We start from the raw sequence: 12,627 nt of genomic DNA on the forward strand, positions 1-12,627 counted from the left end.
TTACCTGCGAAATCAAGAATGAAAGACACACGCCTGCCGCCCGATTTTCTCTGGGGCGTAGCCACCAGCGCCTTCCAGATCGAAGGCGCCAACCAGGAGGACGGCAAAGGCCTCTCTATCTGGGACGTTTTCTGCAGTACGCCCGGCAAGATCAAGGATGGCAGCGATGGCAGCGTCGCCTGCGATCACTACCACCGCTACCGCGAGGACGTCGACATCATCGACTCCCTCGGTGTCGACGCCTACCGTTTCTCCATCGCCTGGTCGCGCGTGCAGCCGGACGGCAAGGGCGCCTGGAACGAAGCCGGCTTTGCCTTCTACGAACGCCTGATCGATGCCTTGCATGCGAAAGGCAAGCAGGCTTACGTCACGCTCTACCACTGGGATTTGCCGCAAGCCTTGCAGGAAGAGGGCGGCTGGCTGAATCGCGCCACCTGCGAACATTTCGCCGCCTATGCCGCCGAAGTGGCGCGCCGCTTCGGCAACCGCGTGGCCAGCATCGCCACCCATAATGAGCCTTGGTGCACGGCCAATCTTGGCTACGGCAACGGCCAGTTCGCACCGGGTGTGCGCGACGCCAAAGCCGCCGTCCAGGTCTCGCACCACCTGCTGCTGTCGCACGGCCTGGCCATGAGCGCCATGCGCTCCGTCGGCTCGAAAGCGAAGCTGGGCATTGTATTGAACCAGTGGACCGCCGACCCGGCCACCGACAGCGACGCCGACCGCGCCCTGGCCGAAGTGGAGTATGCGCGTTCGGTACAATGGTTCATGGACCCAATTTTCAAAGGCCACTATCCGGAACTGGCATTGCGCCATCACGGCGCCAATGCCCCGCAGGTGGAGGCAGGCGACATGGCCGCCATCCACCAGCCGATCGACTTCCTCGGCGTGAACTACTATTTCCGCGCCTTCTGCAGCGCTGAAGATCCGCCGCGCATGCCGCCGCTGGAAAACGGCCGTACCGACATGGGTTGGGAAATCTACCCGCAAGGATTGACCGAATTGCTGCTCAAGCTGAAGGGCGAGTACCAACTGCCGCCGATCTACATCACCGAGAACGGCATGGCCAGCAGCACGCCGGATCACGACGAAGAGCGCATCTCCTTCGTCTCGCGCCATCTCGACGCGCTGGCCGGCGCCATGCAGCAGGGCGTCGACGTGCAGGGTTATTTCATGTGGAGCCTGCTGGACAACTTCGAATGGGATTCCGGCTACGCCAAGCGCTTCGGTATCGTCCACGTCGATTACGCTACCCAAAAGCGCACGCTGAAGGACAGCGCGCACTGGTACCGCGACTTCATCAAGGTACAGCGCTCATGAACCGCTCGCCGCTGCAATGGGTGCCCACCGGCTATTTCGCGATGGCGATGGGCTATATGATGCTGACCAGCGTCACGTCCATCATGTTCAAGAACCTGGGCATGGATAATGGCCGCGCCGCGCAGTATTCGAGCATGCTGATCCTGGCCTACACCATCAAGCCGCTGTTCGCGCCGGTGGTGGAAATGTACCGCACCAAGAAGTTCTTCGTGCTGGTCACCCAGTTGCTGCTTGGCCTTGGCTTCGGCGCGGTGGCGCTGGTCATGGGCATGCCCGGCTCGATGGCATTGATGATGGTGCTGTTCTGGATCATGTCCTTCATCGGCGCCACCATGGACATTGCCAGCGACGGCGTGTACGTCACCTCGCTGAGCTCGCGCAGCCAGTCGTTGTACTGCGGCGTGCAAAGCCTGAGCTGGAATATCGGCCCGGTGGTGGCGTCCGGCGTGCTGGTCTACCTGAGTGGCCGCCTGCATTCGGACTATGGCATGGACTGGCTGGGCGCCTGGCGCATCGTCTTCCTCGCCGTGGCGATCCTGCTGCTGGCGATTACAGCCTGGCACTGGCGCGCGATGCCCGATGGTGCGCGCGCCGCCGATACGCCGGAAAGCCTGGCACAAGCTGGCTTTATCCTGCGCGACGCCTTCAAGACCTTCTTTGAAAAGCGTGGCGTGTGGACCATGGTGGCCTTCGCGCTGCTGTACCGTGTGTCGATCGGCCTGCTGGAAAAGATCGGTCCCTTCTTCATGGTGGATCCGGTCGAAAAGGGCGGCCTGGGCATGTCCAACGAGCTGCTGGGCATTGTCTACGGCACATATGGCCTGCTGGCCGTGCTGGCCGGTTCCCTGATCGGGGGCTGGTACGTGGCGAAACGCGGCCTGAAGCCGGTGCTGTTCACGCTGTGCTGCGTGCTGAACATCCCGATCGCCACCTTCCTGCTGATGGCGATTTACCAGCCGTCCAACCTGTGGCTGATCGGCGCCGGCGTCGTGGTCGAGAAGTTTTCCTTCGGTTTCGGCTCGGTGGGCTTCATGATCTATCTGATGCAGCAGCTGGCGCCCGGCAAATACACCACCACCCACTACGCCTTCGGCACTGGCCTGATGGGGATGTGCGGAATGTTGACCGGCATGGTCAGCGGCCACCTGCAGCAGGCCATGGGTTATGTCAGCTATTTCTGGCTGGTGATGGCGGCGACCGTGCCGTCCTTTATCGTTACCTGGTATGCGCCTTTCCATCACGAAGAAGCGCCTACCGTGGAGGAGTCCGATCAGCTGCAGTGCAAGGCCGGTTGACGCTTTCCGTCACGCGCGCCGATCACCTCGCGGATGGCGTTGACCACCACTTCCGGATTGGCCTGCTGCATCTGGTGATCGGAGTCGACGATCACCTTGCAGGCTTTCGGGTACATGTTCCTGACCATGGTGCGGGTCTGATCGTCGTCGTTGACGGTGCCCAGGTCGACTGCCACGGCGCTGGCCGACTTGGGCACGTTGAACAGGCGCACAACCGGGATATCGTCATTCCACGGCATCGCCAGCATGGCCTGGCCGGTACTGTTGATCTGGTCGATTTCCGCTTCCATCGCTGAATTCAGGAAAACGTACTTGGCCATGCGCGTCATGAGGGGAAAGTCCTGCGGCTTCTTGATGATGCCCGGGTAGAGCGAATCGACCAGCACCACGCCCTGGACTTCTTGCGGATAAGCGCGCGCATACATCTGCATGTACAGGCCGCCGAGGGAATGGCCAACCAGGGTATACGGCGGCCGCAAGCCTTGTTCGCGCAGTAGTTGGCGCAATTCTTCCACCACGGTTTTGCCGTCGCGTGGCGTGGACGGCTTGTCGCTCTTGCCGTAGCCTGGGCGGTTATAGGCGAACACGGTCGCCTCCTTGGCTACTTCCGGGATCACCTTGTTCCATTTGTCGAGGGTGTTGCGCGAACCGTTCTCGAATACCACGGTGGCCGGGGCGCCGGGCTTGGCGAGTTTGAGGACTTCTATCTTATGGCCTGCCAAGTCCTGCAGCTCGGGTTCGGCATGTGCATGGGCGCTTGCCAGCGCCAATGCCAGCATGGGCAGTGTGAAGCGAGTCAACGGCATGAATGTCTCCAGTTTGATAACAGGAGCGATTCTGGCCGCGGCCACTGTTGGCCACTGGGGAATTGCGACGAGTTGTCAAAAATGATGCATGAATTGCGCAAATCCCGGCCTGGGGGCTAGAATAAAAGTCACTACATCAAGGGGGGAATCGTCATGGCGCCAATCCTGTTCGCACTGCCCGGCAATGAAGCTATGACAGCGCAGCTGTCGGTATTGTCAGGCTGGGAGCAGGGGAGTTTGCAGGTGCGGCGCTTTCCGGACGGTGAATCCTACGTGCGCTACCACTCGGAAGTGAAAGGGCGCCAGGTGGTCCTGGTCTGTACCCTGGACCGGCCGGACGACCGTTTCATGCCGCTGTATTTCGCCGCCAGCATCGCGCGCGAGCTTGGGGCAGCCAGCGTCGGCCTGGTCACGCCTTACCTGGCTTACATGCGCCACGACGCCATCTTCAACCCGGGGGAAGGCATTACCTCCGCCCACTTTGCGCGCCTGGTGTCGGGCGTATTCCACTGGATGGTGACGATCGATCCCCACCTGCACCGCCACCACGACCTGGCCGAAATCTATACCATCCCGACCCGTGTGGTGCGCGCCGCACCGGCCATATCGCAATGGATCGCAGCCAATGTGGAACGGCCGCTGGTGATCGGGCCGGATGCCGAAAGCGAACAATGGGCGTCCGAAGTGGCTCGCGGCGCCGGCTGCCACTTCATCGTCCTGGAAAAAGTTCGCCGCGGGGACCATGATGTGGAAGTCTCTGTGCCCGACACCGACCGCTGGCTGCATCACACGCCCGTCATCGTTGACGATATCGCATCGACCGCGCGCACCATGATCGCCGCCGTCGGCCATGTGCGCCGGGCCGGCCTGCCGCCGCCCGTATGCGTTGCGGTCCACCCCCTGTTCGCGGGCAGTGCCTTCGAGGACTTGCAAGCCGCAGGAGTCGCCCGCACCGCGAGCTGCGACACCGTGCCACACAGCAGCAACGCCATTCCTGTCGCATCCTTGCTGGTTCAGCCCCTGGCAGACATGACACGCGGCGCTGCCTAGGCTATATTCCTGCCTATGTGGAATTGGATTCGTAACTGGTATCGCAAGCTGCGCATGCCCGCAGCCTACCGCGCTTATGAGCGCAGGCTTCGTGCCGCCCATGAGGAAGATGCGCGCAAGAAGTTTTCGACTGTGCGCTACGAGGCACGCCTGCTGGCGGCCAACAAGGCGATGGAGGAGCGCGCCCAGCGCCGCTTCGACATGCCGATCGCCAAACTGCAGCTTGAAGTGGTAGCGCTGGAGAAGCAGCTCGAGTCCTACGGTACCCAGTTAGGCAATTTCGAACGCCCTTTCCGCGATGAGTACGAAGTGCTGGAAGCGGAAATGGCCCTGCTGGGCGAACGCCGCCGCAACGCCTATGCGGCCAAGGACACCGGGGCCATCGATGAAGTCAACGCGGAAATCGCCGAACTGCAAAAGCGTACCAACGCCATGCGCGGCGATCTGGCGGTGCAGACCGACCTGCGCGACCAGGGCCTGACGCCTGAGAAACTGCGGCGTACCGTGCAGCGTTGCGAAGGCCGCTTGCAAACCATCCAGGATGAGCAGGAACGGATCCAGCGCGAACGCGCCACCTACATGAACCACTCGACCGACCGCGCCGAGATCGATTTGCTCGAGCGCGAAATGCTGGCGCTGGAACGCAAGCACATCCAGTTCCTGCGCGACTTCGACTCTCCAGCCGAACGCCGCCGCCGCGAACGCGCTCACGAACAGAGCTGGCTCAACGGCGCCTAATCGCCCCACCTTTAATCTGCATCAACCTTGGGCATGTTCGCGCCGGCCCTGCGCTGCCTATACTTGGCTTGTCGCGCCATGCCTTCGCACGGCGGATCGTCGGGAGGACGGCCATGCGCAATCAATCCCTTGGCAGCAATATCGGTGCAGTCCTGCGCCGCTGCAAAAAAATGGAAACCTCATTGCGGCGTGCGGGCATGCCAGCTTTCCTGGCCTGCCTGCCGATGGCGCTGCTGGCTTGGCAGTATGCGCTGATTCTGCACGAAAAAAAACGCCAACATCGGCCGCATCAGCCGCCGCATCCAGCGCTGGAAAGGCACCGTGTCGGAATTGTCGGCCCATGATTATGCCCGCACCGAGTTCATCGACCTTGACCGCAAGATGCGCGCCGATATCGAAGGCGCCTGCGACTCGATGCGCAAGCTGCGCGACCTGTGCAGCGACATCTGCGAAATGTTCAGCGCAACCGGCTACGAATCGCCCATGCTGATGCGCGGGCGTGACCGCTTCGATGCGACGGTCAAGGAGGCATGCCGTCTTTCGCAATCATTGATTGACCTGGTCGACGCCCATGACCGGCGGGCGCTGGCGATCCGCCAGCAGCAACATGCGGTGGAACAGGCCGGCGAGGCGAGCGCGGCAGCGCATGCCGCACGTGCCGCCGCCGAAGCTTAGAACCCTTCCAGCACAATCTTGCCGCGTGCCCGGTTGCTTTCCAACAGGGCGTGTGCGCGTTTCAGGTTGGCCGCGTTGATGGCGCCGAAGCGCTCACCGAGCGTGGTTTTCAGCACGCCGCTATCGACCAGGCGCGACACATCGTTCAACAGCGCATGCTGTTGCGCCATGTCTTCGGTCTCGAACATGGAGCGCGTGAACATGAATTCCCAGTGCAGCGATACGCTCTTGCGTTTCAGCAGGCGTACATCGATATGGGCCGGATCGTCGATCAGGGCCAGCTTGCCTTGCGGTGCCACCAGTTCGGCCAGCGCGGCAAAGTGCTGTTCGCTCTCATTCAGGCTGGCGATGTAATTGACGGGCGGCAGGCCAAGACGGCGGATTTCTTCATCCAGTGGCTTGCTGTGGTCGATCACGTGGTGGGCGCCCAGCGATTTTACCCATTCCGCGGTTTCAGGGCGCGAGGCCGTGCCGATCACGGTCAGTCCGGTCAACTGTCGCGCCAGTTGGACCAGGATGGAACCGACGCCACCGGCGGCGCCCGTTACCAGCAGGGACTTGCCGGCTTCGCGCGCCTTGTCGCGGCTTGCACCCAGGCGATCGAACAGCAATTCCCAGGCCGTGATGGCGGTCAGGGGCAGGGCGGCCGCTTCGGCAAAGCTGAGCTTGGATGGCTTGTGGCCGACGATGCGTTCGTCAACCAGGTGCAGTTCTGCATTGGTGCCGGGGCGTCCGAGGGCGCCGGCGTACCAGACCTCATCACCAGGCTTGAACAGGCTTGCGTCGGGACCGACCGCACGCACGATGCCGGTGGCATCCCAGCCCAGCACCTTGTTTTCGCCTTCGCCAGGGGCGACGTTGAAGCGGATCTTGGTGTCGACCGGGTTGACCGAAACAGCCTTGATTTCCACCAGGAGGTCGCGGCCGGTGGCAACCGGGGCCGGCAGTTCAACGTCAATCAGCGCATCGGCGTGGTCGATCGGCAGGGAGGCGCGGTATGCAACAGCTTTCATGATCAGGTCTTTCGTAAAAAGTGGCGATGTCGGTATCTTCGATCATCGCGGCTTCACGAAAAAGACTAAAATCATGGAAACACTTTCAAAGGAATGCCGAAAATGCTGCGCCTGGACGACCTGGAAGTCTTCGTCAACACGGCCGACCGTGGCAGCCTGTCGGCGGCTGCGCGCTCCCTGGACATTTCGCCGGCCCTGGCCAGTGCGGCCTTGAAGCGGCTGGAAGATGGATTGCAATTGCGCTTGTTTGCCCGCACCACGCGTTCGCTGCGCCTGACGGCGGAAGGCGAGCATTACCTGCGCCACGCGCGCGAGGCGGTGCGCCAGTTGCGCGAAGGGCATGAGGCGATCAGGCAGGGTCAGCAGGAACTGGCAGGCCTGCTGAAGATTTCGATGCCATCGGATGTGGGCCGCAATGTGCTGCTGCCATGGCTGGACGGATTCCAGGCCGAGTACCCGGCCATCAGCCTGCAGCTGTTTGTCAGCGACCGGGTCGCGGACATGTACCGCCAGCCGGTCGACCTGGCCCTGCGCTACGGCAAGCTCGATGATTCCAGCCTGGTGGCGATGCCTGTTGCGCCCGGCAACCGGCGTGCACTGGTCGCTTCACCGGATTACTTGCGCCGGCACGGCGCCCCGGCCAACCTGGACGAGCTGGCTCGGCACAATTGCCTGCGCTTTGCATTGGATGACGTGCTGTATGACCGCTGGGCCTTCCCCGCCCAAGGCAAAGTGGTGCAGGTCAGGGGCAATCGCAGTAGCGATGATGCCGACCTGGTACGCCGCTGGGCGGTAGCGGGATTGGGGATTGCCTACAAATCACGGTTGGACGTGACCGCCGACCTGAAGGCCGGTCGCTTGCGCTTGCTGCTACCAGATGTAATGGGTGAAGAGGTGCCATTACAGCTGGTTTGCATGCATCGCTCGCAGGTCACGCCCGTCGTGATTCGTTTGCGCGACTATTTGCGCGCCCGGTATGAACAGCTATGCGAGACTGAAGCTTAGTGAGCCTTGGAGAAGATCAGCAGCCAGCGGCTGAACAGCAGTACTTCCAGGTGGCCAGGCTGCACGCCGGTGTCGCACTCGATGATCGGGTTCACAGCGTAGAAGCGCTTGCGGAAGTCGCGGCACACCAGCACTTCGCGTTTGCCGAAGCGAACCAGGAAAGACGTAGGGGCATATTCCAGGCCAAAGCGGGAGCCGAAGGTGCTGTGCATCGTGTTCATGACGAATTCCTTTTGCTGTGTTGTGTGTTTAACGAGTGATTAGAATAACACAAATACTGTATGAATCAACAGTACTGGATGAAAAATCAGTTATTTTTAATGAGCGTTGTATGAGAGATACGATCCGACTTCCTTTGCATCTTGTGGCTGGACTGGCCCTGCTGATCGTGGCGGCGGCCGTTTTCGATGCCATTGCCGGTGCTGCGGTAGGGCCGGGCGCCCGCCTGGCAGCGTTGGATATCAATGTGTCGCAATGGCTGCATGCCCGGGCCGGCGAACCGTTGACCACCTTGATGCTGACGGTCAGCCATGGGCACAGCGTAGCCGGCATCGCTTTCCTGACGCTGCTGTTCGCCTGGCATCTTTGGCGCAGGCAAGCGCATTACTGGCTGCTGACTCTGCTGTTGTCCGTGCCGCCGGGCATGGTCCTGAACGTGCTGCTCAAGCACAGCTACCAGCGTGCCCGGCCCAGCTTTGAAGTGCCGCTGCTGACTTTACCGACCTTCAGCTTTCCCAGTGGCCATACGCTGGCCGCGACGGTGTTCTACGGCGTACTGGCTTGCTATCTCTGGACGCAAGCCCGCAGCCCTGCCGAGCGGGCCGCGCTGGTCGTGGGTGCGCTGCTGATGGTGGCGCTGGTCGCGTTCAGCCGCGTCTACCTGGGTGTGCATTACCTGACCGATGTGCTGGCGGCCGTGGCGGAAGGTTTGGCCTGGCTGGCGATCTGTGTGACGGCCGTATCCAGCCTGCGCCGGCACCGGGAGCGCCTGTGAGCCGCATGGCCGTCATCATCAACGCCGGCGCCGGCCTGGGTTATGGCCGGCCGTGGCGCGAATCGCTGGCGGCGCGCTTTGCCGGCCACGGCCTCGATGCGGATATTACGCTGGCATCCGACGTCAATCACCTGATGGAGGCGGCGCGTGCTGCGCTGGCCACCGGAACCTCAATCGTGGTGGCCGGCGGTGGCGACGGCACCATCAATGCCGTGGCCTCGGTGGTGCTGGATAGCGGCGCCGTGTTCGGGGTGCTGCCAATGGGGACGCTCAACCACTTTGCGCGCGACCTGCGCATTCCGATCCAGCTGGACGCGGCAATTGCCACACTGGCTGCTGGCCACGTGGCGCAAGTCGACGTAGGGGAGGTCAACGGCCGCATTTTCCTGAATAACTCCAGCCTCGGGCTCTACCCTGATATCGTGCGCGACCGCCAGCGGCAGCAGCGTCGCCTCGGGCGCGGCAAGTGGACGGCGTTCGGTTGGGCGACATTGGCTGCGTTACGGCGCTATCCTTTCCTCAGCGTGCGCCTGACGCTTGGCGAGCAAGGCCATGCGCGGCGCACGCCTTTCGTTTTCATCGGCAATAATGAATACCATATGCAAGGATTCAATATCGGCGAGAGGGCGCGCCTCGATGGCGGTGCCCTGAGCGTGTATGTAGCGCAGCGGCCGACCCGTTGGGGTTTGCTGAAACTGGCTTTGCGGGCGCTGCTTGGACGACTGCGCCAATCGCGCGAGTTTCATGTGTTCCAGGCCGGCGAGATGGTGATCGAGACGCGCCACCGCCGACTGCGCGTGGCGACCGATGGCGAAGTTACCGTCATGGCGCCGCCTTTGCGTTACCGGATCCGCCCGGCGGCCTTGCCGGTGATCGTGCCGCACCCTCAGGAGGAATGATGCGAACCCTGGTCCATATCTCCGATTTGCATTTCGGCCGTGTCGACAATGCGCTGCTTGCGCCCTTGCGCGAGTTGATCGGAGATTTGCGGCCGGATGTGGTGGTGGCTTCGGGCGACCTGACGCAGCGTGCCCGCAGCGCGCAATTTCGTCAGGCGCGGCATTACCTGGACACCTTGCCCCAGCCTCAAATTGTTGTGCCGGGCAATCATGACATCCCTCTATACAACGTGGCTGCACGCTTCTTCCAGCCGCTGGTCAAGTACCGCCGCTATATCACGCGCGACCTGGCGCCAGAATTTGTAGACGATGAAATTGCTGTGCTGGGCCTGAACACAGCGCGCTCGTTGACCTTCAAGGATGGCCGCGTCAATCGCCGCCAAGTCGACTACCTGCGGCAACGGTTTTCGCACCTGCCGCGCAGCGTTACGCGGGTTGTAGTGACCCACCATCCCTTCGACCTGCCGCCGCACAAGGATAACGACGATATCGTCGACCGGGCACCGATGGCAATGGAAGTATTTGCGCGCTGCGGAGTGGATCTGCTGCTGGCAGGGCACCTGCACACCAGTCATACCCACAATACTTCCGAGCGCTACGAGATAGACGGCTATGCCGCGCTGGTAGTGCAGGCCGGTACCGCCACCTCCACCCGCAGCCGAGGTGAGACGAACTCATTTAATGTGCTGCGCGTGCAGCACGATGAGATCCAGGTTGAGCGTTATAGCTGGATCGAAGGCACCGGCTTCACCCTCGCCGCCACCGACGTCTTCCGCCGCCAAGGCGACATTTGGCACCCTGCTGCCTAAAAAACGCCGACCACCTTGGCCAACAAGGCCAGCAGGCCACCCACCAGCGCAATCAAGAACATGATGAGCATGTAATAGATTTTGTTGAAGTGGTTGTGCAACTCCTTCCGGTTTGCGTCGATCCTTTCGTTAAGCTTTTCCAGCCCCGTGTCAATCCTGTCGTTGAGCTTTTCGAGCCCCGTGTCGATCTTGTCGTTGAGCTTTTCGAGTCCCGTGTCGATCTTGTCGTTGAGCTTTTCGAGTCCCGTGTCGATCTTGTCGTTGAGCTTTTCCAGTCCTATGTCGATCTTGTCGTTGAGCTTTTCCAACCCCGTGTCGATCTTGTCATTGAGCTTTTCCAGCCCAATGTCAATCTTGTCGTTAAGCTTTTCCAGCCCGTCATCGAGCTTTTTGTCCAGCTTGTCGACCTTGTGATCGAGCCTGTCGAGCCGCAGAATTACTTCTTCCACCATCACCTCCAGCCTGGTTACGCGCGTGGGGATACCTGCATGGTCATCGCCGGACGGCGGCTTGTCAAGCGAGGTGGGCGGCTTACGATCGTTCATGATTCTTTCAGCCTAGGCTGAAAGAGGTGACGCGATTTGACGAATATCAAAACTCAGAGCCAGTAGTCCCATACCCGGGCAAGCCATTCTTTGAGGCGGTTGGAGATGGGCCGTTTATTCCATTCCACCAGCGTGATTTCCTTGGAGTTGTGCAGGTCTTCTTTGAACGCTTTTTCCATTTCGAGCCCGAACACATCGCCCATCACGATCACGTTGACTTCGCTGTTGTGGAGGAAACTGCGGCGGTCAAGATTGGTGGAACCGACGGTAGACCAGACGCCATCGATCACCGCTGTCTTGGCATGCAGTACCGACAGCTTGAGCTCATAGATTTTCACGCCGGCTTCCAGCAAAGGCTGGTAGAACGCCCGCCCTGCATGGAACACCAGCCCGCTGTCCGACACGCTGGGCAGAACCAGTTGCACATCGACGCCGCGCCGGGCGGCATCGGTCAAGGCCTCCATGGTCTGGTCGTCCGGCACGAAATAGGCGCAGGTGATGTGGATCGATTTCTTTGCCTCTTGCATCGCCAGCTGCAGCGCCTTGTAAATTTCAAAGTGGCCCTCGGGTTTGGAGCCCAGCACCCGTAGCACCTTGTCGCCCGCTGGGGCCACCTGCGTAAAGTATTTGGCGTCGCGCAAATCATCCGCATCCTGCTCAATCCAGGTTTGCACGAACAGCCACTGCATTGCCTGCACGGCCGGCCCTTCGATGCGCACATGCGTGTCGCGCCAGCCGACGTCATTCTCACCCTTTTCACGGGCCGGACTGGAGCCGCCGCCAGATCCCGAGCCTGCACCACCGGAGCCGCCGCGGAATGGCGAGCTCTTCGAATAGGTATCGCTGATGTTGATCCCGCCGGTAAAGCCGACCCTGCCATCCACGACCAGCATCTTGCGGTGGTCGCGGGCATTCACCTTCCATCCATTGCCGCGCGCTTTGGCCGGATTCACCGGATTGAAGGCCAGCAGCTTCACGCCGCCTTCTTTCATATGGTCGAAGAATTCCTGCGGCACGCCGAGAGTGCCAACGCTGTCGTAGATCACATTGACGACCACGCCTTGCTTCTGTTTCTGGATCAGCAGGTCGGCGAACTTCATGCCCAGCTCGTCCTGGTCGAAGATATAGGTCTCGAAGTTGATATGGTCCTTGGCCGCCGCGATGGCCTTCATCATCTCGGCCATGGTTTGCGGACCGTCGAACAGCAATTGCACCTGGTTGCCGGCGATCAGCGGCACGCCGGTCGCCGCTTCCTCCAGTGCCGCCTGGCCCTTCAAATCCAGGGTGGATTTGGACCAGCGTTTTCTCAGCAGCTGTTCGGTCGTCTGGCGCGGCAGCTTGCCGTTGGCGCTAACGACTGCAGGCACCGCATTGGCGCGCGCCTTGGCCCGGTCGGCATCGACCTCCGGCAACGATGCGCAGGCCAGCAACGTCCAGCCCGCGAGGATAAAAGCCAGCCAGCGACTTGCCTTCATGAG

The 12,627-nt window shown here is 61.4% G+C and carries 15 protein-coding genes; 10 read left to right on the forward strand and 5 right to left on the reverse strand.

Annotated elements, in window-relative coordinates:
* Window positions 1–18 precede the first annotated feature (18 nt).
* A complete protein-coding gene (locus ACQ4MM_RS13560; protein WP_431477856.1) occupies window positions 19–1,320 on the forward strand; it encodes a GH1 family beta-glucosidase in 1,302 nt (433 codons plus the stop codon).
* Window positions 1,317–2,615 (forward strand): MFS transporter, encoded by a 1,299-nt coding sequence (locus ACQ4MM_RS13565; protein ID WP_431477857.1) that lies wholly within the window; start codon window positions 1,317–1,319, stop codon window positions 2,613–2,615. Before ACQ4MM_RS13560 ends, ACQ4MM_RS13565 begins: the two co-directional genes overlap by 4 nt.
* Here the strand turns inward: ACQ4MM_RS13565 and ACQ4MM_RS13570 are convergent.
* On the reverse strand, window positions 2,591–3,421 hold the full coding sequence (locus ACQ4MM_RS13570; protein WP_431477858.1) for an alpha/beta fold hydrolase: 831 nt from the start codon (window positions 3,419–3,421) through the stop codon (window positions 2,591–2,593). The genes ACQ4MM_RS13565 and ACQ4MM_RS13570 overlap by 25 nt on opposite strands.
* A gap of 153 nt (window positions 3,422–3,574) precedes the next feature.
* On the opposite strand from ACQ4MM_RS13570, the gene ACQ4MM_RS13575 reads away from it, so the two are divergent.
* From ACQ4MM_RS13575 to ACQ4MM_RS13590, 4 genes are all read left to right on the forward strand, one after another.
* Window positions 3,575–4,471: a ribose-phosphate pyrophosphokinase gene (locus ACQ4MM_RS13575; protein ID WP_431477859.1), complete on the forward strand. Its 897-nt coding sequence runs from the start codon at window positions 3,575–3,577 to the stop codon at window positions 4,469–4,471.
* Between the two features lie 15 nt (window positions 4,472–4,486).
* Window positions 4,487–5,209 carry a hypothetical protein gene (locus tag ACQ4MM_RS13580; RefSeq protein WP_431477860.1) on the forward strand — a complete coding sequence of 241 codons (723 nt, stop codon included), beginning with the start codon at window positions 4,487–4,489 and terminating at the stop codon, window positions 5,207–5,209.
* 68 nt (window positions 5,210–5,277) lie between these two features.
* Window positions 5,278–5,553, forward strand: coding sequence for a hypothetical protein (locus ACQ4MM_RS13585; RefSeq protein WP_431477861.1), 276 nt, complete (start codon window positions 5,278–5,280; stop codon window positions 5,551–5,553).
* Complete coding sequence (locus ACQ4MM_RS13590) at window positions 5,531–5,884, forward strand: hypothetical protein (protein ID WP_431477862.1); 354 nt, start codon at window positions 5,531–5,533, stop codon at window positions 5,882–5,884. The genes ACQ4MM_RS13585 and ACQ4MM_RS13590 overlap by 23 nt, the downstream gene beginning before the upstream one ends.
* Here ACQ4MM_RS13590 and ACQ4MM_RS13595 read toward each other — a convergent pair.
* Window positions 5,881–6,897, reverse strand: coding sequence for a zinc-binding alcohol dehydrogenase family protein (locus ACQ4MM_RS13595; RefSeq protein WP_431477863.1), 1,017 nt, complete (start codon window positions 6,895–6,897; stop codon window positions 5,881–5,883). The genes ACQ4MM_RS13590 and ACQ4MM_RS13595 overlap by 4 nt on opposite strands.
* A 102-nt stretch (window positions 6,898–6,999) precedes the next feature.
* Here ACQ4MM_RS13595 and ACQ4MM_RS13600 point away from each other — a divergent pair, with 102 nt between their 5' ends.
* Window positions 7,000–7,902, forward strand: a complete 903-nt coding sequence (locus ACQ4MM_RS13600) for a LysR substrate-binding domain-containing protein (protein WP_431477864.1) — start codon at window positions 7,000–7,002, stop codon at window positions 7,900–7,902.
* Here ACQ4MM_RS13600 and ACQ4MM_RS13605 read toward each other — a convergent pair.
* Window positions 7,899–8,123, reverse strand: coding sequence for a hypothetical protein (locus tag ACQ4MM_RS13605; protein ID WP_090436685.1), 225 nt, complete (start codon window positions 8,121–8,123; stop codon window positions 7,899–7,901). The two genes, ACQ4MM_RS13600 and ACQ4MM_RS13605, sit on opposite strands and share 4 nt — an antisense overlap.
* Before the next feature lie 110 nt (window positions 8,124–8,233).
* Here ACQ4MM_RS13605 and ACQ4MM_RS13610 point away from each other — a divergent pair, with 110 nt between their 5' ends.
* The 3 genes from ACQ4MM_RS13610 to ACQ4MM_RS13620 are packed head-to-tail and all read left to right on the forward strand — an operon-like array spanning window position 8,234 to window position 10,604.
* Complete coding sequence (locus ACQ4MM_RS13610; RefSeq protein WP_431477865.1) at window positions 8,234–8,896, forward strand: phosphatase PAP2 family protein; 663 nt, start codon at window positions 8,234–8,236, stop codon at window positions 8,894–8,896.
* Between the two features lie 5 nt (window positions 8,897–8,901).
* Window positions 8,902–9,795 carry a diacylglycerol/lipid kinase family protein gene (locus tag ACQ4MM_RS13615; protein WP_431477943.1) on the forward strand — a complete coding sequence of 298 codons (894 nt, stop codon included), beginning with the start codon at window positions 8,902–8,904 and terminating at the stop codon, window positions 9,793–9,795.
* Window positions 9,795–10,604: a metallophosphoesterase family protein gene (locus ACQ4MM_RS13620; protein ID WP_431477944.1), complete on the forward strand. Its 810-nt coding sequence runs from the start codon at window positions 9,795–9,797 to the stop codon at window positions 10,602–10,604. Before ACQ4MM_RS13615 ends, ACQ4MM_RS13620 begins: the two co-directional genes overlap by 1 nt.
* Here the strand turns inward: ACQ4MM_RS13620 and ACQ4MM_RS13625 are convergent.
* Together ACQ4MM_RS13625 and ACQ4MM_RS13630 are read right to left on the reverse strand one after the other, a co-directional pair.
* Window positions 10,601–11,149 (reverse strand): hypothetical protein, encoded by a 549-nt coding sequence (locus ACQ4MM_RS13625; protein WP_431477866.1) that lies wholly within the window; start codon window positions 11,147–11,149, stop codon window positions 10,601–10,603. The genes ACQ4MM_RS13620 and ACQ4MM_RS13625 overlap by 4 nt on opposite strands.
* 53 nt (window positions 11,150–11,202) lie before the next feature.
* The gene (locus ACQ4MM_RS13630; protein WP_431477867.1) at window positions 11,203–12,624 is read right to left on the reverse strand and encodes a phospholipase D-like domain-containing protein; all 1,422 of its coding nucleotides are present in this window, start codon (window positions 12,622–12,624) and stop codon (window positions 11,203–11,205) included.
* Window positions 12,625–12,627: the final 3 nt, after the last annotated feature.

It is taken from the genome of Massilia eburnea, from assembly GCF_050709955.1.
GTDB classification, from domain to species: domain Bacteria; phylum Pseudomonadota; class Gammaproteobacteria; order Burkholderiales; family Burkholderiaceae_D; genus Rugamonas; species Rugamonas eburnea_A.